Genomic DNA, 23,006 nt, shown 5'->3' on the forward strand with positions numbered 1-23,006 from the left:
GTCAGACGTGGCACATCAGCCCAAACGCCCGGCGGTCTCCCGTCAGGGCGATCCCCTTTTGACCCCGCGCGCACCCTCGTGCCGCAAACCTCCGGAGGCCTCATGACCGACGCCCTGACCAAACTTCTCGAGACCCGCGACTGGCTGATGGCCGATGGCGCGACGGGCACGACGCTGTTCAACATGGGCCTGTCCTCGGGCGACGCGCCGGAACTCTGGAACGTCGACAAGCCGGAGAACATCGAAAAGCTTTACCAAGGTGCCGTCGATGCGGGCTCCGACATCTTTCTCACCAACTCCTTCGGCGGCACCGCCTCGCGCCTGAAACTCCATGGTGCAGAAGACCGTGTGTTCGAGCTGAACAAAGCCGCCGCCGAGATCGGCCGCAAGGTCGCCGATGCCGCGGGCCGCCCGGTGATCGTCGCGGGGTCCATGGGCCCGACCGGCGAGATCATGGAGCCGATGGGACCGCTCTCCTACGAGCGCGCCGTCGAGATGTTCTATGAGCAGGCCAAGGGTCTCAAGGCGGGCGGCGCCGACATCGCCTGGATCGAAACCATTTCCTCGCCCGACGAATACAGGGCCGCCGCCGAAGGTGCCGCCAAGGCGGAGCTGCCGTGGATCGGCACCATGAGTTTCGACACGGCGGGCCGCACCATGATGGGTGTCACCTCGACCGAACTGTCGAACATGGTCGAGAAGCTGCCGACCCCGCCGATTGCTTACGGCGCGAACTGCGGCGTCGGCTCGTCGGACCTGCTGCGCACCGTTCTGGGCTTTTCCGCACAGGGCCATGACCGCCCGATCATCGCCAAGGGCAACGCCGGCATTCCCCGTTATGTCGACGGCCACATTCATTACGACGGCACGCCCGAGCTGATGGCCGAATATGCCGTCATGGCGCGCGACGCCGGAGCCCGCATCATCGGCGGCTGCTGCGGCACCACGCCGGAGCATCTCAAGGCCATGAAAGAAGCGCTGGAAACCCGCCCGCGCGGGCCGCGCCCGACACTCGAAGAGATCGCCGAAAAACTCGGCGGCTTCTCCTCCGCCTCGGACGGCACCGACGACAAGGGCCCGGCCAAACGCGAACGCTCCGGGCGTCGCCGTCGCTGAGATCATGTCGCACCTTCGGTCAAAACAGAGAGAGCTGGTCGCCCGGTTTCGGCGGCACGGCAAAGAGGTCGGTCCTAAGCCCCGGCCCCTTTCGCGCAAGCCCGGTGCGGGCGAGCGCGATCTCAAAGCGTTTGGCCATCAGCTCCGCCCATTCGCCCTCCCCCTTCATCCGCTTGCCGAACCGCGGATCGTTGAGCTTGCCGCCGCGCAGCTCGCGCACCCGGTTCATCACCCGTTTGGCGCGATCCGGCACATGGGTTTCAAGCCACTCTTCAAACAGGGGCGCGACCTCCAAAGGCAGGCGCAGCATGATAAAGGCCGCCGAACGCGCACCATGTGCCGCCGCCGCCGTCAGGATCGCCTCCAGCTCGTGATCGGTCAGCGCCGGGATCATCGGGGCGGCCATGACATGGGTCGGAATACCCGCATCGCTCAACGCCCGGATGGTTTTGAGGCGTCGCGCGGGCACCGGCGCACGCGGCTCCATCTGCCGCGACAGGCGCGAGCCCAGCGTGGTGATCGAAACCCCCACCTGCACCAACCCCTTGCGGGCCATGGGGGCCAGAATGTCGATGTCGCGCTCTATGAGCGTGCCCTTGGTGGTGATCGTCAGCGGGTGATTGTGATCGCGCAGCACCTCAAGAATGCCGCGCATGATCCGGTCGCGCGCCTCAATGGGCTGATAGGGATCGGTGTTCGTGCCCATCGCGATGGGCGCAACATCATATCCCTTGGCCGAGAGTTCCCGCGCCAGAACCTCCGCCGCGCCGACCTTCCGCGTCAGCCGGGTTTCGAAATCGAGACCGGCGGACAGGCCAAGATAGGCATGCGTGGGCCGGGCGAAACAATAGGAACAGCCATGCTCACAGCCCCGATACGGGTTGATCGAGCGGTCGAACGGAATGTCGGGACTGTCGTTGCGGGTGATGATCTTCTTCGGGCGCTCGTCCACCGTGGTGGTGCCCAAAGTCTTCGCCTCGACCTCCGCGTCCCAGCCGTCGAGAAAGGTCTCGCGCGCCAGCCGTTCGAACCGGCCGGAGGCATTCGACCCCGCCCCCCGCGCTTTCGGCACAAGGCCGAGCGGGAGCGTGTCGGAAAAGAAAAACGTGGATTCGTGGCTCATGCTGCGACACTAGAACAAAATGAGAACATTTGCCAAGAGCGCCTGAACGCGACCGGCACGATTTGCCTGATGAAAGGAAACGCCCATGTCTGATGAAGACGATCTGATCCTCTCCGAACTCGATGACGGCGAGCTGACCGAACAGATGATGGACGACCTCTACGACGGTCTCAAGGAAGAGATCGAGGAAGGCGTCACCATCCTCTTGGATCGCAAATGGACGCCTTATGACATTCTGACCAAGGCTTTGGTGCCGGGCATGGCCATCGTCGGCGACGATTTCCGCGATGGTATCCTCTTTGTCCCCGAAGTTTTGCGCGCCGCTCAGGCGATGAAGGGCGGCATGGCGATCCTGAAACCGCTTCTCGTCGAAACCGGCGCGCCGAAAATGGGCAAGATGGTCATCGGCACCGTCAAAGGCGACATCCACGACATCGGCAAGAACCTTGTGGCGATGATGATGGAGGGCGCGGGTTTCGAAATCATCGACCTCGGCATCAACACCGAGGCTGAAAACTACATCGGCACCGCGGAGCGCGAAGGCGCGGACATCATCGGCATGTCGGCGCTTTTGACCACGACCATGCCCTATATGAAAACCGTCATCGAAAGCTTGAGCGAAAAGGGCCTGCGCGACAAATATATCGTGCTCTGCGGCGGCGCGCCTCTGAACGAGGAATTCGGCCGGGCCATCGGCGCGGATGCCTATTGCGACGACGCGGCGATTGCCGTCGAGACCGCGAAAAAGCTCGTGCACGCGCGGCACAACCAGTTGTGAGCGACATCTCCCGGATAAGCGGCGAGGCCCTGACCGATGCAAACCTGCGCGATCGGGGCCTCGCACAGACCGGCACAGGCAAGACCCTCGTCATCGCCTGTGGTGCGCTGGCGCGTGAGGTCTTGGCGATCATCCGGCTCAACGGTCTGGATCACCTGACGCTCACCTGCCTGCCCGCCATCCTGCACAACGACCCGGCCAAAATTCCCGCCGCCGTCGAGCGCGCGATTGACGAACATCGTGCGGATTACGATCACATTCTGATCGCATATGGCGATTGCGGCACCGGCGGGTTGTTGCAGGCGTTGTGCGACAAAAAGGGCGTCACCATGATCGACGCCCCGCATTGCTATGCGTTTTTCGACGGGATGGACCAATTTCCTGACCGCGACGAGCCCACGACCTATTACCTCACCGATTTCCTCGCGCGCCAGTTCGACGCTTTCGTCTGGAAACCCTTGGGCCTCGACCGCTACCCGGACCTGCTTCACGCCTATTTCGGCAATTACGAGAAACTCGTCTATCTGGCGCAAACCGACGATCCGGCCCTCACCGAAATCGCCAAAACCTGCGCCGCGCGGCTTGAACTGCCGCTTGAGCGCCGTTTCACCGGCTATGGCGATCTGGACCGCTTCCTGCGCACCTGACGACGTCCCGAACCCAGCGTTTCCTTTGCTGCAAAATACTCGAAAACGGCGTCAGGGTCGCTCTCCGCCTTCGGCTCAGACCGCTCGCTCCGCCGTCTCCATGATGCGTTGCACCATCGCCCGCAAGCCGTTCGAGCGCTGCGAAGACAGGTGCTCGTCAAGCCCGAGCCGCGCCAGTTCCGCATGGGCGTCCGTCGCCAGAACCTCCTTGACCGTCAGCCCAGCGAACAACTCATGCAGGATCGCGATCAGCCCCTGCACGATCATCGCATCCGACGCGCCCCGAAACTCGAACTTGCCATCCTCGATGGTCGGCACCAGCCACACCTGCGAGGCACAGCCCTCGACCTTGGTCGCAGGCACTTTGAAGGCGTCGTCCAGCGGCGGAAAGGCCTTGCCCATCTCGATCACATGGCGATAGCGGTCTTCCCAATCGTCGAGAAACTCGAAGGTTTCGACAATCTCTTCAAACTCTTCGCGCGCCATGATCCACTCCTTGAACCGCTCCTGTCGTCCCGCAAATCCTTACGCGTTCGCCTGGAAAAGGTCCAGCACAGCAACCTGCCCTTTTCAACCTGCCGCTTTTCGGGTAGCCCTTTGGACGTGGACGTGAAAGGGAGAGGCCGATGCGGCGTCAGGTGATCATTTCAGGGCTGGTTCTGTCGCTTCTGGCGGGCTGCGCCTCAGTGAAAGAGTCGCGGTTCAACCCGCTCAACTGGTTCGGAAAATCCGAACCCGTCGCGGTCGACGCCAATGGCCAGCAGGTCGTGACGATCAAATCCCTCGCGCCGCGCAAAGGCTATCCGGTCTTCGTCGACACCCGACCGCTTGCCCCCACAATCAGCGATGTACAGGTCGTGCAATCGGCCTCCGGCGCCATCGTGACCGCCACCGCCGCCCTGCCCTCCACCGGCTATTTCGATGCCGAACTGGTGCCCGTGGCCTCGGAGCGCGCCGACACGCTGGTGCTCGAATTCCGCCTGCGCACCCCAGAAGGTGCCGCCCCCGCCGGCACAAGCGCCCAGCGCAGGATCACCGCCGCGCGTTCGCTGTCTTTTGACGCCATCGCAGGCATTCGCACCATCATCGTCAAGGGTGCGGACGGCGCACGTCAGGTGCGCCGCTGAACGGCCCCGAACCGCTTTGACAAAAGCAGAAACCCGGACCATCTTGGCCTCAAATCAAAAGTGAGGCGCGCATATGTCCGGATTTCCCCGCAAGATCATCATCGACACCGACCCCGGCCAGGACGACGCCATGGCGATCCTTCTGGCGCTCGGCTCGCCCGAGGAGATCGACCTTCTGGGCATCACCGCCGTCGCCGGAAACGTGCCGATTGCCCGCACTTCGGAAAATGCCCGCAAGATCTGCGAAGTTGCCGGACGGCCCGACGTCAAGGTCTTCGCGGGCTGTGACCGCCCTCTCGCACATACGCTCGTGACCGCCGAACATGTTCATGGCAAGACCGGGCTCGATGGCATCGAACTGCCCACCCCCGCCATGACGTTGCAGGCGCAGCACGGCGTCGATTTCATCATCGAAACGCTGCGCTCGGAGCCCTCCGGCACGGTGACCCTCTGCCCCATGGGCCCGCTGACCAACATCGCGACCGCGTTTGAGAAAGCCCCCGACATCGTCGCGCGTGTGCAGGAAGTGGTGCTCATGGGCGGGGCCTATTTCGAAGTGGGCAACATCACCCCCGCCGCCGAGTTCAACATCTATGTCGACCCGGAAGCCGCCGAGATCGTGTTCCGTTCCGGCGCCAAACTCACCGTCATGCCCCTGGACGTGACGCATAAGGTTCTGGTCACTGCACCGCGTTTGCAGGTCTTCAAGGACTTCGGCAACCATCTCGGCGATGTCGTCGCGGGCTGGCTCGATTTCTTCGAGCGCTTCGACATCGAGAAATACGGCTCCGAAGGCGGTCCGCTGCACGATCCGACCGTGATCGCCTGGCTGATCCGGCCCGAGCTGTTCTCCGGTCGCCTGATCAATGTCGAGATCGAGACCAAATCCGATCTGACGCGCGGCATGACCGTTGCGGATTGGTGGGGCGTGACCGACCGGCCGAAGAACGCGATGTTCATGGGAGAGGCGGATGCCGAAGGCTTCTTTGCGCTTCTGACCGAGAGGGTGCGACGTTTGGCCTGACCTGCCGAGTATTTGGACAGCAAAGGAAACGGACTAGATAAGCCCCATGACCCAATTCGACAATTCCTATGCCCGCCTGCCCGACCGTTTCTTCACCCGCATCGCGCCGGAACGCGCGCCGGCCCCCGAAATGGTGCTTTGGAACGCGCCTCTGGCCGCTGAGCTGGGCGTCGCCGATTGGGATGCGGAGATTTGCGCGGGCAATGTCATTCCCGACGGTGCCGATCCGATTGCGCAGGTTTACGGCGGGCATCAGTTCGGCAACTGGTCGCCGCAGCTTGGCGACGGCCGCGCGGTGATGCTGGGCGAGGTGGTCACGGACAAGGGGCGGTTCGACATTCATCTCAAAGGCGCGGGGCGCACACCCTATTCGCGCAATGGCGACGGCCGGGCGTGGATCGGGCCGGTGCTGCGCGAGTATATCGTCAGCGAATTCATGCATGCCGTGGGCGTTCCCACGACCCGCGCCTTGGCCGCCGTCAGAACCGGCGGGCGGGTTCAGCGCGAGCGCGCCTATCCCGGCGGCCTTCTGGTGCGCGTTGCGGCCTCGCATATCCGCGTCGGCACGTTTCAGTATTTCACCGCCCGCGAGGATTATGAGGCGGTCCGCCTCCTGACCGATCACGCTCGCGCCCGGCATTTCCCGCAGGCCACGAATACGATTGAGTTCTATCAGGAGGTGGTGCACGCACAGGCACGGCTCATCGCCACATGGATGGGCCTCGGCTTTGTCCACGGCGTGATGAACACCGACAATATGGCCGTCTCCGGCGAAACCATCGACTTCGGTCCCTGCGCCTTCATCGACGGTTACAGTCCAAAAGCGGTCTACAGTTCCATCGACACCCATGGGCGCTATGCCTATGAGCAACAGCCGAGCATGGCGCATTGGAACCTCGCCCAGCTCGGCTCCTGTTTCGTGCCGCAGCTCGAAGACGAGCTTGGCGGACAGCAACAGGCGATTGATGCGCTGACCGAGGTGCTGAATTCCTTCCCCGGTCTCTATCAGGCGGAATGGCGTAAGGTCTTCGGAGCCAAGCTCGGCATTGCGGATGCCCGCGAAGACGATTTGCCCCTGATCCAGGATCTGCTCGGGATGATGGCCAAGGACGGCGCGGATTTCACCAATACCTTCCGCGGCTTGCTCGACGGTTCCGCGCGCGACTGGATGCTGGACCGGGAGATATTCGACGACTGGTCCGCACGCTGGCAGGCGCGCCGCAGCCCCGACTGGCAGGACATCGCCGCCAAGGCCACCCCCGCCGTCATCCCGCGCAATCATCGCATCGAAGAGGCGATTCAGGCGTCTCTTGCGGGCGATGACAGCAAGGCGAAACGTCTCGCCGAGGTGCTGTCGCACCCGTTCGATCTTGCGGAGGCGGATCGCGATCTGGGACTGCCACCGCGCGAGGATCAGATGGTGCACATGACCTTCTGCGGCACCTGAGCGTCACGCCCGGCGAAACACGCCGGGATAGTCGCGCACCAGCCCGTGCTCATCGACCTCGATCTCGGCGGCAAACCCGCTGGAGAGTCCTTCATAGAGATACCGCTCCGGACCGAGGCAGGTGTAGCGCTGCGCCACCTTACGCGGCAGGAAGCGCCCGACGCCCTCTCCCGGCGGCGGCACATAGGCCACCTCAATCTCCCGGCTCTCTCCCTCGGCCAGTCCGAGACGCCGGATCGGCAGCATGTTCGTCGCGGGGGTCACGGCGATGTCGACATCGAGACAGCCCGCAAGCGCCGGCAGCGCCTCGTCCCGCGTCGTGTCACGCCAATGGCCCTCTCCGTCACTCGTCACATGAAGCTCAGGCCCGCCGACGTATCTGACCCAGACTTCACGGGTGTGAAACGCCGCATCGGCCGCGACCATGTATTGCGCCGCATAGGCCGGAGACTGCCCGCCGCTCAGCGCCGCAGTGAGCACCGCGCCCTGAGCATCGACCAGAAGATGGCAATGCTCCATTCCCTCCGCCTCCCAGGCGTTCCAGCGAACCGCAATACGTACTGACATGAGGGCCTCCCTGGGGCTTATTTGTCCCGATATTTCGTGAAAAATTTTCCATTGCGCTGGATAAAATCACGGATCAGCCCGGCGAAAGGCGCGCGCCGGTCGCGTTTGAGATAGATCACCCCGGACAGTGCTCCGATCAGCCCGCCGCCCGCATCGACGATCAGGTCCCACATCGTATCCTGAAGCCCGGATTTCTGCATGTTGGTGCCGAACATCTGGTCCATGGAATATTCGAAAATCTCCCAGAGCGCACCGATCGACATGGCAAAGCTGAAGGCAAACAATCCCATCGCCCAGGGCGGTGCGGCATAGCGGTCGCCCTGAAACAGCATGAAGATCGCCACGAACCCGACAAGACCGAAGCCCAGCGCCGAGCCGCCGTGCAGCACCACATCCCACCACCAGTAGCGATAGTAGAAATCGTCCACCTCGCCGAGAAACAGCGTGGCGAAGAGAAACAGCACGATCCCGGCCATGAAGCTGCGCGGGATGTAGATCCGGAACCGCCGCGCGAAGGCCATGGGCAAAAGCGTCAGCCCGAAAGTGCCCAGCGCGATGAAGGCCGTCGAATAGGGGCCCGTCACCAATGAGACGACGAATTCCGAAAGCAGCGCCAGCCACACCAGCCGCATAACGATCGGCTCTTGACGAAATGTGCGGAAAAACTGACGCATCTGGCCTCTACCGGGGGTGAAATGCCGACATTGTGCACCTATCTTAACCGCATGCAACCCAAAGTGGAAACAGGCGCTCTGAGGCTGGCCTCCTATAACCTGCGCAAATGTCGCGGCACGGACGGTCGGCGCGCGCCCGGTCGCATCCTCGACGTGATCAACGGCATCGGCGCCGATGTGGTGGCCCTGCAAGAGGCCGACCTGCGCCTTGGCCCCCGCCCCGCCGCCCTGCCCGCGCGGATGATCGAGAGCCACACCGATTTCATCGCCCTGCCCGTCAACACCTCACCCGTCTCCGTCGGCTGGCACGGCAACGCCATTCTCGTGCGCAAAACCGCCACCGTCGAGGCCGTGCATCGTCTCGACCTGCCGGGTCTCGAGCCGCGCGGGGCGGTGGCCGTCGATCTGCCGGATCTGCGCGTCGTCGGCGTGCATCTGGGGCTCCTGCGCAGTTCCAGGCAAAAGCAACTCCACGCCATCCGCGCCCATCTCGCGACACTCGATGCCCGACCGACCGTTATCCTCGGCGATTTCAACGAATGGTCGCAGACGCAGGGCCTCGATCCGCTGAAAGACGCCTTCGAGATTTCCACCCCCGGTCGCTCTTTCCATGCCAACCGCCCGATGGCCGCGCTCGACCGCATTGCCTTTTCCGACCGGATCGAGATGCGTGACGCGGGCGTCGTACAGACCGTGCTGTCGCAGCGCGCCTCCGATCACCTGCCGGTCTGGGCCGATCTGCGCCTGCCTGCGCCCTGAGCCGTCGCAGTCTCCCCTTTTCCTGACGCGTCAGAGTGCTACACAGGGCGGGATTATCCTTCCCGTGAGCCTTTGCCATGACCGTTTTGCAACTCGCCTCCCTGCTGATCGTCCTCGCCGGCGCCTTCGGTGCGATCAACTACCTGTTCCTGCGTCTGCCCAGCACCATCGGCATTCTCGTTGTCTCCCTCGTCACCTCTCTGGCGATCATCGGCGTCGATTTCCTGTTTCCCAACACCGTGTTCGAAGAGGAAATCCGCGCCACGGTGCAGGAGTTCGATTTCACCGACACGTTGCTGGAAGGCATGCTCGGCCTCTTGCTCTTCGCGGGCGCGCTGCATGTCAAACTCGAAGACCTCAAGGACCAGTGGCTCCCCGTCATCCTCATGGCGACTCTCGGTGTGGCGCTGTCCACAGCCGTCGTCGGCATTGGGTTTTCCTGGCTCACCGGCATGCCTCTTTTGATCGCGCTGACCTTCGGCGCGCTGATCTCGCCAACCGATCCGGTGGCGGTTCTGGGTGTGCTCAAGGACGCGAACCTGCCGAAAAGCCTCGAGACCAAAATCGCGGGCGAAAGCCTGTTCAACGACGGTGTCGGTTACGTGGTCTATCTGATCCTCGTCGGCCTTGCCTTCGGTGCTACGTCCTCGGGGCACGGCAGCACGGGCGAAGAGGAAAACATGGCGCTCATGGTCGGCAAGCTGTTCTTCCGCGAAGCCGTGGGCGGCGCCGTTCTGGGTCTCGTCCTCGGTTGGCTCACCTTCCGCGTCATGCGCATGATCGACGATTATTCGCTCGAAGTGCTGATCACTTTGGGCCTTGCATTTGGTGGCTACGAACTTGCCGTGGCCTTGGGCGTCTCCGCCCCGATCATGGCGGTCTGCGCCGGGCTTCTGATCGGCGATGTCGGCACGAAATACGGCATGTCGGAAGAGACCCGCAAATATGTCGCCGCCTTCTGGACCATGGTCGACGAGATCCTCAACGCCGTCCTGTTCCTGATGATCGGGTTCGAGGTCTTCGCCGTGGTCTTCGACATGGTCACCATCAAGGCCGCCGCTTTCGCCATCGTGTTGGCGCTCGTCGCCCGGCTGATCTCCGTCGTCGTCCCCGCAATGCTGTTGCACAATGTCTCGCCGTTTTCGCGCGGCGCGGTGCCGATCATGACATGGGGCGGGCTCAAGGGCGGCATCTCGGTGGCCCTCGCCCTCTCCCTGCCGGACAGCGACTGGAAACCCGTGATCCTTGCCGCCACCTATGTCATCGTCGTCTTCTCGATCATCGTGCAGGGCCTGACCGTCGCGCCGCTGGCGAAACGTGTGGGCCGTGAACCGGAGCTTAAGATTTGACCCGCTATCTGACCTATGACGTCTTTACCGACCGGCCGTTTGGCGGCAATCCTCTGGCCGTGGTGCCGGAGGCCACCTCTCTCCCGGAAGATCAGCTTCAAAAGATCGCCCGCGAATTCAACTATTCCGAAACGGTCTTCCTTTATCCGCCGGAAGATTCGGCCAACACCGCCCGTCTGCGGATTTTCACGCCGACGATGGAAGTGCCCTTTGCCGGTCATCCCACCATCGGCGCCGCTGTGGCGCTCTCCGAGATGGGCCATGGACCCGATCTCCGCCTCGAACTCAAGGTCGGGCTGATCACGGCGCAGGCCGAAAACGGCAACGCACGGTTCACCGCCCGCCAGCCGCTCGAAACTCTCGCGCATCCGGATGCGGCGCTGGTCGCCAGTGCGCTCGGGCTCGAGATGGCGGATTTCAAGAGCGCTCCGATCATGGCCGGCATGGGGCTGGCGTTCACCTTCACCGAACTGACAACGCGGGAAGCCCTGTCGCGCATCGCCACCGATCTCGCGCATTTCCGTGCGGGCCATGCACGCTATCCGATGGGGCTCGATTTCGCGCAGGCCCCTTACTGGCGTGACGGAGACACCGTGCATCTGCGCATGTTCTCACCGCTCGACGACATTCCCGAGGACCCCGCCACCGGATCGGCGGCGGCGGCACTTGGGCGGTTGCTGTTTGAGGCGACGAGAGAGGATTTGTCCTTTGAGATCCATCAGGGCGACGACATGGGCCGCCCCTCGCGCATCACCGTTTCCGTGGATGCCGGGAGCGTCACCATCGGTGGGCAGGCCATTCGGATGATGGAAGGGGCACTGGTGTTCTGAGGTGATCTTTCGGTTCGTATAGCCGACCTCTTCCCGCATCCTTCTTATGTCGGCGGGCCTCCCAGCACGCTCTCAGTCTTCTGATCATCGCGCCACTCTTCCACGTCCGCGCGGCTCTGTTTCGGCTCCCTCTGCGCCACGCGCTTCCGTTTCAGAAAGTCCTGTGTCTCGTCCCCCTTTCCACGCCTTCCACGTCCTAAGCGTCTCAAAAGGGGTCCGACAAAAGTCCGACGCAAAGCCGACGCTTTGCCGACAGGTGGTTTACGCCCTCAGCCCCCCCTCACTGCGCCCCTTTGAGGATCAGTCGCGCGGTGGTGGTAAAAGCCACCTCCGCATTGGATTGCTCGTAGATCCCGCGGACATCTTCGGGCAGATCGTCGAAAAATGCCGGGCGCGGCACCGCCAGTTGCGCCGCACCCTGAAGCGCGACGACCAGCGCATGGACGAGCTCGAACGCCTCCGTGCTGCCCATCGCCCGCGCCACGGCCATCTCGGTCGCAAGCCGCATCCCCTCGCCGCCCACCGCACGTTTGGTGGCGATCAATGCCTCCTCGCTCAGGTTCGCCTCGATGATCGTGGTCAGCCGCGCCATCAGCGGCAGGAACAGCGGCACCGCCTGTGCTTCCCGCATCATCGCGTCGATCAGCGCCGCGTCGTCCTCGAGATAGGGGATCACCGCCGAGACATACTCGGTCAACGCCTCGACAAAGAGCTGCGCGAACAGCTCTTCCTTGGTTTTCACGTAGAGATAGAGCGTCCCCTTGGCCAGCCCCGCACGTTTTGCAAGCCCCGCCATGGTCACGCCATCGAACCCCGATTCGTCGATCATCTCTCGTGCTTCCGACAATATAAATGACCGGCGGTCAGTTTTTTCCACCTTTGTGCGCGCTCTTTTCTTTTTTTCGACCAAAGACATAGGCCTTTACCTCTCTTTCGCTCGATCTTTGCGCTTTACAAATGACCGACGGTCATTAATTAAATGACCAATGGTCACTTATTGCACACCTCCCCTTCACAAGTCAAAGAAAGCCCATCCGATGTCCAGCCCGTCCCCCGTTGCGAGATCCACCGACCCGAAAGTCATTCTCGTCACCGGCGCGTCCTCCGGCATCGGGCTTCAAACTGCTCTCGATCTCCTGAAACAGGGCCATATCGTGTACGGCTGCGCGCGGCGCATCGAGAGGATGGAGCCGATCCGGGCGGCAGGAGGACATGTGCTCGCGCTCGATGTGAGCGATGACGACTCGATGTGCGACGCGGTGGACGAGCTGCTCTACAGCGAAGGCCGCATCGACGTTCTGATCAACAACGCGGGCTTTGCCACCTATGGCGCGGTCGAGGATATTTCCATGGACACGGCCCGCCATCAGATCGAGGTCAACATCCTCGGACCCGCCCGCATGACCCAACTGGTTTTGCCGCAGATGCGCAAACAGAAATCCGGACGGATCATCAACATCTCCTCGATCGGCGGCACAATCCACACCCCCTTGGGTGCCTGGTATCATGGCACGAAATTCTTTGTCGAAGGCTTCACCAACGCGATGCGCCTCGAGGTCGAGGACAAGGGCATCTTCATGGTGCTGATCGCGCCCGGGTTCATCGACACGGGGTTTTCCGGCGTACTCGCCAAGGAATTGGATCGGAACGAAAAAGCCCCGGCCTACAAGCCGCTCTATGATGCGCTGCGCCATACAAATGCGACGCCCGGCTCGCCGCCTTCCGTGATCTCGGAGGTCATTTCCCGTGCCATTTCAGACGTGAAACCAAAGACCGTCTACCGCGCCGGGAAGTATTCGAAACTGCTTTATCTCCTGCGCCGGACCCTGCCGCACCGCATGTTCGACGGGATGATGTTGTCGATGCTCAAATGAATCGCCCCCGGGGCCGTTGCGACAGGGTGCACATGCAGTCTGGAGCAAACCGGTCTGCATTCATCTTTGAAGCCCGGCAGCGGAGCCTTCATGCCTGAGACACTCTTTGTCCGCTGCACCACCAAGGATCTGCGACGGAGCGAACCGCGTCGGTTCATCGCGACCGGCTGAGCGCTTTCCCGCATCCCCCGTCTGCGGCTCTGCGCAATTGCCAGAACGCCGCGCACAGGGCATGGCGGAAGGAGGCATTTCAAGGACAGCCCCATGCACAATCTGCGCGCCATCCTCATGATCGTCGCTTCCATGGCGTTTTTCACCGTGGAAGACATGTTCATCAAACATCTCTCCGGCTTCATGCCGGTGGGGCAGGTGCTTTTGGCCATCTCCGTGGTGAGTGCCGGGATTTTCCTGACATGGGCACTCTTGCGCGGCGATCCGGTCTTCGTGCCGCGCAACTGGCGGCCAGTGATCCTGATCCGCGCCTTGACCGAGGCCGTCGCCTCCGTCGCCTTTGTCACCGCACTCTCGCGGGTCGAGATCTCCACCGTCGCCGCAGTGTTTCAGTCGATGCCTCTGGCCGTCACGTTGGGCGCTGCACTGTTTCTCGGTGAACGCGTCGGCTGGCGACGCTGGAGCGCCATCACGCTTGGCTTTGTCGGGGTGCTGATGATCATCCGCCCCGGCATGTCCGGGTTCGAACCGCAGGCACTCTGGGTGCTCATCGCCGTGGTGGCGATCACCACGCGTGACCTGATGACCCGGGTGATGGATGCTGCCGTGCCCTCCACGGTCGTCTCCTTTCAGGCCTTCCTTGCCGTCATCCCCGCCGCCCTGCTGAACCTCTGGCTTTCCGGCGCCGCCCCTGTCGCCCCCGACCTGTCGCTGGCTTTTCAGACCCTGATCGCGATCCTTGCCGGGGCTGCGGGCTATACCCTGATCGTCGCGGGCATGCGACTTGGCGATGCCTCCGCAGTGACGCCATTCCGCTATTCGCGTCTGGTGTTCACCATGATCGGCGGTGTGCTTGTGTTCCATGAGCGGCCTGATCTGATGACGCTCGCGGGGTCTGCCCTGATCATCGCCTCGGGGCTGTACACCTTCCTGCGCGAGCGCAAGCGGGCGCGCCTGGATCGCGAGGCTCTGGCCGCCGATCTCGAGGCCCCCCGGCTCTGACAACGCTTTTGCGTGGCGCTTTTCGTGGCGCTTTCCGGAGCAAACGTCACAAAACCGTTGCATGACGCGGCTTTACGCAGGCTTGCGAACAAAGAGACGCGTCATGTTAGCGCATGCATTGTTGACCTGCCCGTTCCGGCTGATATTCAGACATCCGACTGGCCCGCCAACCAAATTGCAAAGGGACTAAGCCATGAGCACCATCATCGACATCATCGGTCGCGAAATTCTCGACAGCCGCGGCAATCCGACCGTGGAAGTGGACGTCATCCTCGAAGACGGCACCATGGGCCGCGCCGCCGTGCCCTCGGGTGCCTCGACCGGCGCCCACGAAGCCGTGGAAAAACGGGACGGCAACAAGTCCCGTTACATGGGCAAAGGCGTTCTCGAGGCCGTCGCCGCCGTGAACGGTGAGATCGCCGAAGCCCTCGTTGGCATGGACGCAACCGAACAGGAAGCCATCGACGCCGTAATGATCGAACTTGACGGCACGCCGAACAAAGGCCGCCTTGGCGCCAACGCCATCCTCGGCGTCTCGCTGGCCTGCGCGAAAGCCGCCGCCGACTATTCCGCCCTGCCGCTTTACCGCTATGTCGGCGGCTCCTCGGCCCGCGTTCTGCCGGTCCCGATGATGAACATCATCAACGGCGGCGAGCATGCCGACAACCCGATCGACTTTCAGGAATTCATGATCATGCCGGTCTCCGCCACCAGCGTGAAAGAAGCGATCCGCATGGGCTCCGAGGTGTTCCACACGCTGAAAAAAGAGCTGTCCGCTGCGGGTTACAACACCGGCATCGGTGACGAAGGCGGCTTTGCTCCGAACATCTCCTCGACCCGCGAAGCGCTGGACTTCGTCCTCGCCGCGATCAAGAAAGCGGGCTACGAGCCGGGCGAAGACATCTACCTCGCGCTCGATTGCGCCTCGACCGAATATTACGAGGGCGGCAAATACGAGATGAAGGGCGAAGGCAAATCGCTGACGTCCGAGGAAAACGCCGACTACCTCGTCGAGCTCTGCAACGACTACCCGATCATCTCCATCGAAGACGGCATGGCCGAGGACGACTGGGCCGGTTGGAAGCTTTTGACCGAGAAACTCGGCGATAAAGTCCAGCTCGTGGGGGACGATCTCTTCGTGACCAACCCGGAGCGTCTGGCCTCTGGCATTGCGCAAGGCGTGGCGAACTCCATGCTCGTGAAAGTGAACCAGATCGGGTCGCTGTCGGAGACCCTCAAAGCCGTCGATATGGCCCACCGCGCGCGCTACACCAACGTGATGTCGCACCGATCGGGCGAGACCGAAGACGCTACGATTGCGGACCTTGCTGTGGCCACCAACTGCGGCCAGATCAAAACCGGCTCCATGTCGCGCTCCGACCGGATGGCGAAATACAACCAGCTGATCCGCATCGAGGAACAGCTTGGTGCGACGGCGGAATATGCCGGGACGTCGATCCTGAAGAAATAAGCGCAAGCGCTTGACGACATAGAGAAAGCCCCGCCAGATTGGTGGGGCTTTTTATTAATCACTTTGGACGTATCATGCCCCGAACCGCCCTTTTGCTCTACATCTTGGCATTGCCGGTTCTCTACGACAGTGTCGAGCGGCTTTTCTATGTCTGGGGCATTCTGACCGAAGAGGTGGGCTGGCTCCAACAAAGATACCTCGATGCTCCTTGGCTCAGCACGGCTCACCTACTGCCCGGCATCCTGTTTTTCCTCACCGGGCCTCTGCAAACCATCCCCGCCCTGCGATCCCGCCCACTGCGGTTTTGGCACCGGCTTTCCGGCTACATCTATAGTCTCAGCGCCATATTTTCCTGCTTCGCCATCATGGTCATGGTCTTCACCTTCCCAGCGGTTGGTGGCGGGCTGACCATTTTCGGCACCTATGCGATCTGTCTGGCTCTGCTCCTGTCCCTGACCCTCGCGCTGTGGGCCATCCGTCGTGGGGACGTCAAAACGCACCGGCTGTTCATGATGGCCAGCCTGACCCTCGGGCTGACCGTGGCCACGGCACGCTGGATCATCTATGGCGTCAACCTTGTGATCCCCGTCGAGTTCACGGTCGCCTTCGCCCCGGCGTCCATCGCCGCTCTGGCCATCAACGGCGCAATTTATAGTTGGGTTTTCCGCAATGACCTCAAGAGCTTCTTGGCGCAAACCCGGCTTGCATTGCGCAGGTGATCCCACTTGCACCTCCTCGCAGCATCCGTCACTCTTCCCCCATGACCAACACCCAAAGCCCCCTCCCCAGCCCGCTCGAAGACGGTATCCACGAGCTGCCCTCCGGCAAGCTCGCCACCATTGTCACCTATCTTGAGATGTTCGCGCGGCCCACGCCGCGCCCTGTGCCGGAGCAGCCGGGGTTGGAACTGATCCGCCATAAGGCGCCCGATCTCGATTGGTATCGCGTGCTTTATCGGCGTGTGGGTGAGGATTGGCTTTGGTTTTCACGGATGTATATGCAGGACGCCAAGCTCTCCGCGATCCTGACCGACCCGGATGTTGAGGTCTATTCCGCGCGCAAGGATGGTGTTGACCTCGGCCTTCTGGAGCTTGATTTCCGCGACCCGGACAACACCGAACTGGCGTTTTTCGGCCTCGACACCAGTCTCATTGGCGGCGGCACCGGGCGGTGGCTCATGGAGCACGCTTTGGACAAGGCCTTCACCCGCCCGATCAAACGGTTCTTCGTCCACACCTGCACCCTCGACAGCCCGCAGGCCGTGGGGTTCTACATCCGCTCGGGTTTTGTCCCCTATGGTCGCGCCATTGAGGTGATGGACGATCCGCGCATGAATGGGCCGCTGTCCGAAACCGCCGCGCCGCAGATTCCGCGCATTTAATTCCCCTTTTCTTTCCGCCACATCGCAGGGATGATCGGCAAAAAGAGGAGATTGCCATGGGCCCCGTCACCCGTGCGGAAAAACAGGTCGGCCTGTTCACCGCCCTTTATGTCATCGGCTTCACGCTCTGGTTCTTTGCCATCGGGAATTTCGAATTCGTCATCTATGTCGTGACCATGCTGATCCTCATCGGCCTCGTCGCAACCAGCTTGCGCAAGGTCGAGTATCCGCCAAAGCTGCTCTGGGCACTCACACTCTGGGGGCTTTTGCATATGGCGGGCGGTGGCGTGCCGGTGAACGGATCGGTGCTCTATACGCTCGAACTCATTCCCTTCGTCAGCGATGGAGAGATGACCATCCTGAAATACGACCAAGTGGTGCATTTCTACGGCTTCGGCGTGACCGCCTGGCTGTTGTGGCAGATCATGACCCACACATTCCCGGTGCTCAAGGGCACGAAAACCGCCTTCGCCCTGCCCGCGCTTGGCGCGATGGGGCTTGGCGCGGTCAATGAGATCATCGAGTTCAGCGCCGTGCTGATGGTGCCCGACACCAATGTCGGCGGCTATATCAACACCGCGCTCGATCTGGTGTTCAACGCGGCGGGCGCGCTTTTTGCCATGGGTCTCGTGACGCGATTCAACGGTGCGGATGACGGAAAAAAGGCCCCATAAGGGGCCTTTTTCGTACCGGTTCACTTGTGAAAAACCCTCGCAGACCTTACGGGCAAGGCGCCGTGTAATAGGTACCGTCGCCATTGGAATAGGCACAGGTCGCGGAATTGGTGTTCTTGGCGACCATCGACCCGGCAGCGGCACCACCCAGCGTGGCCAGCACTTTCCACTCATCATTCGACCCGAGCGCATCCGCGGTCAGATAGCCGAGCCCGGCCCCGGCGGCCGCACCGAAGGCGGTGCTGGTGTCGGTGGTGCTCATGGTGGTACAGGCGGCAAGCGTCGGCGCGGCGAAGGCCAGCGCCAGAAGAATTTTCTTGGACATGGAGGTCTCCCGTTGTCTTTATCTCTGAGGGGACAACGCCTCGGGCGGCATTCGGTTCCCGTTTTTCTTCTGCGACACGGGAAAGCCTCCAAGATCATGCAAGCCGACGAGATCATCGCACATCTGAACCTCGCCCCGCATCCCGAGGGCGGGCATTACCGCCAGACATGGATCGCCAACGCCGATGCGGGAAACCGCCCCACGGGCACCTGCATCTATTTCCTGCTCAAGGCCGGAGAGCACAGCCATTGGCATCGGGTCGATGCCACCGAGATCTGGCATTATTACGCGGGCGCGCCCCTGATCCTGTCCCTAGCTGAGACAGAGGCCGGTCCGGCACGGGACCTGATGCTCGGCGCGGAGCTTGGGGCCGGAGAGACGCCACAACTCATCGTGCCTGAAGCGCATTGGCAGGCCGCGCGCACGACCGGCGCCTGGACTCTCGTCGGCTGCACCGTCTCACCGGGATTTCGATTTGAGGGTTTCGAACTGGCCGCCCCGGGCTTTGACATTGCGCGCTGATCAGCTGCGATACACCCGCCCGACCAGTTGCGCGGACAGGAAAAAGGCCAAAGGCCCCACCCCCATCGACAGTAAAAAAGCGATCGGCCATGCCGTGATGTAATGACCCAGCCAGTCGCGCACCCAGCCGGGGCGAAACCCCTCGCGCAGTCCGGGGATCAACTCGCTCATGATCAGGGTCATCAGAAATGCCATGAAACAGGAAATAAACCCCTGCGCCAAGAGAATGGTCATCTTGTCTTTCTTGCGTTGCCGGTCGTCCAGCATCATGCACCCCTCATCGGTTATGAGGCGGGAGGCGTGCATGAAAAAGGCACCCGTCTCCCGCAGGATATGGATGCCGTGGGATCTTGCGACAAACTCTCGGGGTCTCCGAGGGGCGGGATAACCAACCGCCCTGACATTTTCCGGCAAGCCCGGAGATAGCTGCAACACAACAACCGGTCAAGAGAGGTCATGTCAGCCGGCTTTATGCGCTTGCGGGGAAAACCCACGCATATTTCCCCGCGGATTTCCGCGAATGGTAAGGTTTTCCGCACTCGCAAAAAGATGACGTTACGTTAACCTAAGCACGTTAACAAGTGTCGGGTGGAACCTGTGACCGCTCGTTTTCCCAGTGTTCCGAGTATTTGAGGCACTGGCAGGCCAAGAATCGGGCTTGTCCCGTTCGAACCTGCCAGTCGCCCGTTTCCATCCATTTGACGAAGGCGCCGTATCGCGCGCAATGCTCAGACCGGCTCATTCGGACGCGACACGCGTCCACCGCCGATGGCCGCACGCACGCCGGTGGTCGAGGGCGCAGAGGTCGGCAGGCCACGCAGCACGCGCACCGCGAGATAGGCAAAGGCCTGCGCCTCCAGCATATCGCCATCGAGCCCGACCTCTTCGACCGGCAGGACCGGACAATCCACCCCTGCCGCGATCATCCGCATGAGCGTCGTGTTGTGCCGCCCGCCACCGGTGACGTAGAGCGCCGCAGGGGGCGTCGGGCAATGCTCCATCGCGCGGGCGACCGAGGCAGCGGCAAAAGCGGTAAGCGTGGCGGCGGCATCGGCATCGGACAGGAGGGATACCGCGTCGAGCACGCCATGAAAATCGTTCCGGTCCAGAGATTTGGGCGGCATCTTGTAGAAATAGGGATGCTCAAGGCCTTGGGCGACGACCTCCATATCCGGCTGACCGGCTGCGGCCAGCGCACCGCCCGCATCATGGGTTTCTCCCCGTCTCGTCCGCATCAGGTCGTTGACGGGGGCGTTCGCCGGGCCGGTGTCGAAGGCCAGAAGCGCCCCCGGAGCGGACGGGTCTGCCACGGTCGGGTCGATCCACGTCAGGTTGCCGACACCGCCAAGATTGAGGAATGCCACCGGTTCGGTCGCGCCGATGTAGCGCGCCAGAGCGTGGTGATAAAAGGGGGCAAGCGGCGCGCCCTGCCCGCCCATCTCCACATCCGCGGTGCGGAAATCCCATATGACGGGCGCGCCTGTGACTTCTGCCAAAATGGCCCCGTCGCCCGCCTGATAGGTGCGGCCTTCGTCCGGGGCGTGATTGAGGGTTTGGCCGTGAAAGCCGATGAGATCGAAGCCTTCGAGTTGAGAAAGCGCTTCGGCATGGGCGGTTTCGATCAATTCGGTCAGGGCCTCGGAGGCCTGCCATGTGCCAAGTTCGGCGCGGAACATCTCCTGCTCCGCCGGGTCATAGGGCCGGAAGACCGTCCCGCCAAACTCGAAGATCGTCACCCCGTCGGTCTTCAACAGCGCCACATCGACCCCGTCGAGCGACGTTCCCGACATACAGCCTGCGCCCCACAGAGGCACCGCTTTGCTCTTACCGCTCATCACACTCTTTCCCTTTGGTGCGTGCCCCGATATATCAGGCCGCGACCGACCATTGAATGGAAAATGTGAGAGATGACCTACCATCCCAAATCGGAATTCCTGCGCGTGATCATCGAGCGCGGATTTCTTGCCGATTGCACCAATTTGCAAGAGCTGGACGAAGCCCTGAGCAACGGGATGGTGACCGCCTATATCGGTTATGACGCGACCGCCGCGTCGCTGCATGTCGGGCATCTGTTGAACATCATGTTGCTGCGCTGGTTCCAGAAGACCGGCAACAAACCGATCACGCTCATGGGCGGCGGCACGACGAAGGTGGGCGACCCGTCCTTCCGCTCCGACGAACGCCCGCTGCTGTCTCCCGCGCAGATCGACGCCAATATCGACGGCATGCAAAAGGTCTTTGCCCGTTACCTCGATTATGCCGAGGACGAAACCCAGCCCGGCAACGGCGCGCTGATGCGCAACAATGCCGAATGGCTGGATGACCTCAACTACCTCGATTTCCTGCGCGACATCGGGCGGCATTTCTCCGTCAACCGAATGCTGTCCTTCGAAAGCGTGAAATCACGGCTGGATCGCGAGCAATCGCTGTCCTTCCTCGAATTCAACTACATGATTTTGCAGGCCTATGACTTTTTGGAGCTGAACCGCCGCTATGGCTGTCTGTTGCAGATGGGCGGCTCGGATCAGTGGGGCAATATCGTCAACGGCATCGACCTGACCCGCCGGGTGCTGGACAATGAGATTTACGGCCTCACCACCCCGCTTCTGACCACCTCCGACGGGCGCAAAATGGGCAAATCGCAAGGCGGTGCCGTCTGGCTCAACGCCGAGATGCTCTCGCCCTACGAATTCTGGCAGTTCTGGCGCAACACCACGGACGCGGACACGGGCCGGTTCCTCAAGCTCTACACCGATCTGCCGGTTGAAGAGTGCGAGCGCTTGGGCGCGCTCGAAGGCTCTGAGATCAACGCAGCCAAGATCATCCTCGCCAATGAGGTCACGACGCTCCTGCACGGCGCCGAGGCGGCGCAGGCTGCCGAGGCCACCGCGCGCGAGGTCTTCGAGAAAGGCGGCGTGGGCGATGACCTTCCCACCGTGGAACTGAGCGCGAGCGAGATCGGCAACGGCATTTCCATCGTCCAGCTCTTCGTCAAAACCGGCCTCGCCGACAGCGGCAAGGCGGCCAAACGCCTGTTCTCCGAGAATGGCGCCAAGGTGAATGACATCGACCATAAGGACGCGGGCCTGATGGTTACGACGGACATGCTCAAGGAGCCGATGAAGCTTTCGGCGGGTAAGAAACGCCACGCGCTGGTGGTGCTCAAGGGCTGAAACCACGGTCAGATCTGTTGCAAACCGCGCACGGAGCGATCCGCGCGCAGTTTTGTGATGTAATGACCTTTGATCTTCATGGATTTTTTTCCATTTTCAGGTACAGAATGACCGCATGAAAACACTCACCGCCCTCCCTCTGATCCTCACCTGCCTCACGGGCACCGCGCAGGCTCAATCTTGGCTGACCGGCGACGGCTGGATCGGGCTTGGCGCCTCGACCGTCGAGGATCAGGATCTCTGGCTCGGCGGCGATGGCACATGGACGACCACATGGGACGGGCTAGGCCTCAGTTTTGGGGCCTTCGGCACGGTCGGGCGCACCCATGAAACCTATGGCGCGCTGAGCTATAGTTTCGGCTCCGCGCGCATCGAGGCTGGCAATCCCCGCCCCGCCTACGACAGTTTTGCGCGTCCTCTGATCTCCGATGTAATGCTGCCGGAGGCGCTCGCGCGCACCGATACCGGGTTCAGCCGGTTGACCGATGGCGCAATCACCGAGGACAAGTTCCTGCCTTACGGGCTGCGCTATGCGAACACCGATATGGCCGTTTCGCTGCATTACGTCGACGATCATGACACCACCGTTCTGGGCCTCGGCGGCGGCTGGAATGCGGGGGCGTGGCGGATCGAGACAGCGCTGGAATATGTCGATGGCGACGACAGCGACGCCAATGCCAAATTGCAGGGCAGCCGGGCGCTGGGTCCGGGCGCCTTCACCGGCACACTGTCCTATAACGAGGCGAACGATGCCCCAACCGCGATGGAACTGGCCTATCGGCACAGCTTGAACGATCGTGTTGCCCTGACCGAATTGGTCTCCGTTCCTTTTGAAGCCCCGGAGAACGGTGTCGCGCTTCTGGGCGCGAATATCTACCTGCGGGGCGCCACCTCGCTCGATCTCTCCGGCGGCTATGGCGATGGCGACGGGCTGGCCAATGCGGCGATCCGCTTCGAGTTTTAAAAAAGGGC

The 23,006-nt window shown here is 62.2% G+C and carries 26 protein-coding genes; 18 read left to right on the forward strand and 8 right to left on the reverse strand.

The annotated features are described in order from the left end of the window. Positions 1-102 precede the first annotated feature (102 nt). The gene (gene bmt, locus NH195_RS18590) at positions 103-1,116 is read left to right on the forward strand and encodes a betaine--homocysteine S-methyltransferase (RefSeq protein WP_066710621.1); all 1,014 of its coding nucleotides are present in this window, start codon (positions 103-105) and stop codon (positions 1,114-1,116) included. Between the two features lie 19 nt (positions 1,117-1,135). Here bmt and NH195_RS18595 read toward each other — a convergent pair whose 3' ends face one another. Next, positions 1,136-2,239, reverse strand: a complete 1,104-nt coding sequence (locus tag NH195_RS18595; protein ID WP_066710623.1) for a PA0069 family radical SAM protein — start codon at positions 2,237-2,239, stop codon at positions 1,136-1,138. 85 nt (positions 2,240-2,324) lie between these two features. On the opposite strand from NH195_RS18595, the gene NH195_RS18600 reads away from it, so the two are divergent. Both NH195_RS18600 and NH195_RS18605 read left to right on the forward strand, forming a co-directional pair. Continuing rightward, on the forward strand, positions 2,325-3,017 hold the full coding sequence (locus NH195_RS18600) for a corrinoid protein (protein ID WP_066710626.1): 693 nt from the start codon (positions 2,325-2,327) through the stop codon (positions 3,015-3,017). Continuing rightward, entirely contained in the window at positions 3,014-3,664 is a 651-nt protein-coding gene (locus NH195_RS18605; protein WP_238379805.1) for a DUF1638 domain-containing protein, read from the forward strand. Before NH195_RS18600 ends, NH195_RS18605 begins: the two co-directional genes overlap by 4 nt. Positions 3,665-3,739: 75 nt before the next feature. Here NH195_RS18605 and NH195_RS18610 read toward each other — a convergent pair whose 3' ends face one another. Next, positions 3,740-4,150, reverse strand: a complete 411-nt coding sequence (locus NH195_RS18610; protein WP_066710629.1) for a SufE family protein — start codon at positions 4,148-4,150, stop codon at positions 3,740-3,742. Between the two features lie 140 nt (positions 4,151-4,290). On the opposite strand from NH195_RS18610, the gene NH195_RS18615 reads away from it, so the two are divergent. The 3 genes from NH195_RS18615 (at position 4,291) to NH195_RS18625 (ending at position 7,262) form a co-directional block, all read left to right on the forward strand. Beyond that, positions 4,291-4,791, forward strand: coding sequence for a hypothetical protein (locus NH195_RS18615; protein WP_066710632.1), 501 nt, complete (start codon positions 4,291-4,293; stop codon positions 4,789-4,791). A 73-nt stretch (positions 4,792-4,864) separates the two neighbouring features. Beyond that, positions 4,865-5,815 carry a nucleoside hydrolase gene (locus NH195_RS18620; protein WP_066710635.1) on the forward strand — a complete coding sequence of 317 codons (951 nt, stop codon included), beginning with the start codon at positions 4,865-4,867 and terminating at the stop codon, positions 5,813-5,815. 46 nt (positions 5,816-5,861) lie between these two features. Then, entirely contained in the window at positions 5,862-7,262 is a 1,401-nt protein-coding gene (locus tag NH195_RS18625) for a protein adenylyltransferase SelO (RefSeq protein WP_155846238.1), read from the forward strand. Positions 7,263-7,265: 3 nt separating this feature from the next. Here the strand turns inward: NH195_RS18625 and NH195_RS18630 are convergent, their stop codons facing one another. Then, a complete protein-coding gene (locus NH195_RS18630) occupies positions 7,266-7,829 on the reverse strand; it encodes a putative glycolipid-binding domain-containing protein (protein WP_066710642.1) in 564 nt (187 codons plus the stop codon). Positions 7,830-7,846: 17 nt separating this feature from the next. Then, on the reverse strand, positions 7,847-8,461 hold the full coding sequence (locus NH195_RS18635) for a DUF2238 domain-containing protein (RefSeq protein ID WP_238379806.1): 615 nt from the start codon (positions 8,459-8,461) through the stop codon (positions 7,847-7,849). Between the two features lie 93 nt (positions 8,462-8,554). On the opposite strand from NH195_RS18635, the gene NH195_RS18640 reads away from it, so the two are divergent. The 3 genes from NH195_RS18640 (at position 8,555) to NH195_RS18650 (ending at position 11,441) form a co-directional block, all read left to right on the forward strand. Next, complete coding sequence (locus NH195_RS18640) at positions 8,555-9,262, forward strand: endonuclease/exonuclease/phosphatase family protein (RefSeq protein ID WP_066710649.1); 708 nt, start codon at positions 8,555-8,557, stop codon at positions 9,260-9,262. 77 nt (positions 9,263-9,339) lie between these two features. Continuing rightward, the gene (locus NH195_RS18645; protein WP_066710651.1) at positions 9,340-10,611 is read left to right on the forward strand and encodes a cation:proton antiporter; all 1,272 of its coding nucleotides are present in this window, start codon (positions 9,340-9,342) and stop codon (positions 10,609-10,611) included. Then, on the forward strand, positions 10,608-11,441 hold the full coding sequence (locus NH195_RS18650; RefSeq protein ID WP_066710654.1) for a PhzF family phenazine biosynthesis protein: 834 nt from the start codon (positions 10,608-10,610) through the stop codon (positions 11,439-11,441). The genes NH195_RS18645 and NH195_RS18650 overlap by 4 nt, the downstream gene beginning before the upstream one ends. Before the next feature lie 280 nt (positions 11,442-11,721). Here NH195_RS18650 and NH195_RS18655 read toward each other — a convergent pair whose 3' ends face one another. Continuing rightward, positions 11,722-12,357: a TetR/AcrR family transcriptional regulator gene (locus NH195_RS18655; RefSeq protein WP_081424024.1), complete on the reverse strand. Its 636-nt coding sequence runs from the start codon at positions 12,355-12,357 to the stop codon at positions 11,722-11,724. Between the two features lie 121 nt (positions 12,358-12,478). Here NH195_RS18655 and NH195_RS18660 point away from each other — a divergent pair, with 121 nt between their 5' ends. The 6 genes from NH195_RS18660 to NH195_RS18685 all read left to right on the forward strand — a co-directional run bounded on the left by NH195_RS18660 (position 12,479) and on the right by NH195_RS18685 (position 18,014). Next, a complete protein-coding gene (locus tag NH195_RS18660; protein ID WP_066710659.1) occupies positions 12,479-13,315 on the forward strand; it encodes an oxidoreductase in 837 nt (278 codons plus the stop codon). Positions 13,316-13,579: 264 nt separating this feature from the next. Further along, entirely contained in the window at positions 13,580-14,488 is a 909-nt protein-coding gene (locus tag NH195_RS18665) for a DMT family transporter (RefSeq protein ID WP_066710661.1), read from the forward strand. 193 nt (positions 14,489-14,681) lie between these two features. Next, the gene (gene eno, locus NH195_RS18670; protein ID WP_066710663.1) at positions 14,682-15,959 is read left to right on the forward strand and encodes a phosphopyruvate hydratase; all 1,278 of its coding nucleotides are present in this window, start codon (positions 14,682-14,684) and stop codon (positions 15,957-15,959) included. Positions 15,960-16,033: 74 nt separating this feature from the next. Continuing rightward, complete coding sequence (locus NH195_RS18675) at positions 16,034-16,678, forward strand: DUF2306 domain-containing protein (RefSeq protein WP_066710665.1); 645 nt, start codon at positions 16,034-16,036, stop codon at positions 16,676-16,678. A gap of 41 nt (positions 16,679-16,719) precedes the next feature. Continuing rightward, the gene (locus tag NH195_RS18680; protein WP_066710671.1) at positions 16,720-17,340 is read left to right on the forward strand and encodes a GNAT family N-acetyltransferase; all 621 of its coding nucleotides are present in this window, start codon (positions 16,720-16,722) and stop codon (positions 17,338-17,340) included. A gap of 56 nt (positions 17,341-17,396) precedes the next feature. Next, positions 17,397-18,014 (forward strand): DUF2238 domain-containing protein, encoded by a 618-nt coding sequence (locus NH195_RS18685; RefSeq protein ID WP_066710674.1) that lies wholly within the window; start codon positions 17,397-17,399, stop codon positions 18,012-18,014. A gap of 46 nt (positions 18,015-18,060) precedes the next feature. Here NH195_RS18685 and NH195_RS18690 read toward each other — a convergent pair whose 3' ends face one another. Then, complete coding sequence (locus tag NH195_RS18690) at positions 18,061-18,339, reverse strand: glycine zipper 2TM domain-containing protein (RefSeq protein WP_066710677.1); 279 nt, start codon at positions 18,337-18,339, stop codon at positions 18,061-18,063. 96 nt (positions 18,340-18,435) lie between these two features. Here NH195_RS18690 and NH195_RS18695 point away from each other — a divergent pair, with 96 nt between their 5' ends. Then, entirely contained in the window at positions 18,436-18,861 is a 426-nt protein-coding gene (locus NH195_RS18695) for a cupin domain-containing protein (RefSeq protein WP_066710680.1), read from the forward strand. On the opposite strand, the gene NH195_RS18700 is transcribed toward NH195_RS18695, so the two are convergent. Then, positions 18,862-19,131 carry a DUF2798 domain-containing protein gene (locus tag NH195_RS18700; protein WP_238379807.1) on the reverse strand — a complete coding sequence of 90 codons (270 nt, stop codon included), beginning with the start codon at positions 19,129-19,131 and terminating at the stop codon, positions 18,862-18,864. Between the two features lie 458 nt (positions 19,132-19,589). Beyond that, the gene (locus NH195_RS18705) at positions 19,590-20,696 is read right to left on the reverse strand and encodes an anhydro-N-acetylmuramic acid kinase (protein ID WP_066710683.1); all 1,107 of its coding nucleotides are present in this window, start codon (positions 20,694-20,696) and stop codon (positions 19,590-19,592) included. 72 nt (positions 20,697-20,768) lie between these two features. Between NH195_RS18705 and tyrS the strand changes: the two genes are divergently transcribed. Together tyrS and NH195_RS18715 are read left to right on the forward strand one after the other, a co-directional pair. Then, positions 20,769-22,034, forward strand: coding sequence for a tyrosine--tRNA ligase (gene tyrS / locus NH195_RS18710; protein ID WP_066710685.1), 1,266 nt, complete (start codon positions 20,769-20,771; stop codon positions 22,032-22,034). Positions 22,035-22,149: 115 nt separating this feature from the next. After that, positions 22,150-22,998, forward strand: coding sequence for a hypothetical protein (locus NH195_RS18715; protein ID WP_066710687.1), 849 nt, complete (start codon positions 22,150-22,152; stop codon positions 22,996-22,998). The last annotated feature ends 8 nt before the right edge of the window (positions 22,999-23,006 follow it).

It is taken from the genome of Celeribacter ethanolicus, from assembly GCF_001550095.1.
Taxonomy (GTDB): Bacteria; Pseudomonadota; Alphaproteobacteria; order Rhodobacterales; family Rhodobacteraceae; genus Celeribacter; species Celeribacter ethanolicus.

Coding starts and splice junctions, on each gene's coding strand:
- NH195_RS18610 (WP_066710629.1), bottom strand. CDS start 4,150: ATGGCGCGCGAAGAGTTTGAAGAGATTGTCGAAACCTTCGAGTTTCTC.
- NH195_RS18685 (WP_066710674.1), top strand. CDS start 17,397: ATGGGCCCCGTCACCCGTGCGGAAAAACAGGTCGGCCTGTTCACCGCC.
- NH195_RS18645 (WP_066710651.1), top strand. CDS start 9,340: ATGACCGTTTTGCAACTCGCCTCCCTGCTGATCGTCCTCGCCGGCGCC.
- NH195_RS18655 (WP_081424024.1), bottom strand. CDS start 12,357: ATGTCTTTGGTCGAAAAAAAGAAAAGAGCGCGCACAAAGGTGGAAAAA.
- NH195_RS18705 (WP_066710683.1), bottom strand. CDS start 20,696: ATGAGCGGTAAGAGCAAAGCGGTGCCTCTGTGGGGCGCAGGCTGTATG.
- eno (WP_066710663.1), top strand. CDS start 14,682: ATGAGCACCATCATCGACATCATCGGTCGCGAAATTCTCGACAGCCGC.
- NH195_RS18675 (WP_066710665.1), top strand. CDS start 16,034: ATGCCCCGAACCGCCCTTTTGCTCTACATCTTGGCATTGCCGGTTCTC.
- NH195_RS18620 (WP_066710635.1), top strand. CDS start 4,865: ATGTCCGGATTTCCCCGCAAGATCATCATCGACACCGACCCCGGCCAG.
- tyrS (WP_066710685.1), top strand. CDS start 20,769: ATGACCTACCATCCCAAATCGGAATTCCTGCGCGTGATCATCGAGCGC.
- NH195_RS18680 (WP_066710671.1), top strand. CDS start 16,720: ATGACCAACACCCAAAGCCCCCTCCCCAGCCCGCTCGAAGACGGTATC.
- NH195_RS18700 (WP_238379807.1), bottom strand. CDS start 19,131: ATGATGCTGGACGACCGGCAACGCAAGAAAGACAAGATGACCATTCTC.
- NH195_RS18630 (WP_066710642.1), bottom strand. CDS start 7,829: ATGTCAGTACGTATTGCGGTTCGCTGGAACGCCTGGGAGGCGGAGGGA.
- bmt (WP_066710621.1), top strand. CDS start 103: ATGACCGACGCCCTGACCAAACTTCTCGAGACCCGCGACTGGCTGATG.
- NH195_RS18640 (WP_066710649.1), top strand. CDS start 8,555: ATGCAACCCAAAGTGGAAACAGGCGCTCTGAGGCTGGCCTCCTATAAC.
- NH195_RS18635 (WP_238379806.1), bottom strand. CDS start 8,461: ATGCGGCTGGTGTGGCTGGCGCTGCTTTCGGAATTCGTCGTCTCATTG.
- NH195_RS18665 (WP_066710661.1), top strand. CDS start 13,580: ATGCACAATCTGCGCGCCATCCTCATGATCGTCGCTTCCATGGCGTTT.
- NH195_RS18695 (WP_066710680.1), top strand. CDS start 18,436: ATGCAAGCCGACGAGATCATCGCACATCTGAACCTCGCCCCGCATCCC.
- NH195_RS18690 (WP_066710677.1), bottom strand. CDS start 18,339: ATGTCCAAGAAAATTCTTCTGGCGCTGGCCTTCGCCGCGCCGACGCTT.
- NH195_RS18715 (WP_066710687.1), top strand. CDS start 22,150: ATGAAAACACTCACCGCCCTCCCTCTGATCCTCACCTGCCTCACGGGC.
- NH195_RS18600 (WP_066710626.1), top strand. CDS start 2,325: ATGTCTGATGAAGACGATCTGATCCTCTCCGAACTCGATGACGGCGAG.
- NH195_RS18660 (WP_066710659.1), top strand. CDS start 12,479: ATGTCCAGCCCGTCCCCCGTTGCGAGATCCACCGACCCGAAAGTCATT.
- NH195_RS18625 (WP_155846238.1), top strand. CDS start 5,862: ATGACCCAATTCGACAATTCCTATGCCCGCCTGCCCGACCGTTTCTTC.
- NH195_RS18595 (WP_066710623.1), bottom strand. CDS start 2,239: ATGAGCCACGAATCCACGTTTTTCTTTTCCGACACGCTCCCGCTCGGC.
- NH195_RS18615 (WP_066710632.1), top strand. CDS start 4,291: ATGCGGCGTCAGGTGATCATTTCAGGGCTGGTTCTGTCGCTTCTGGCG.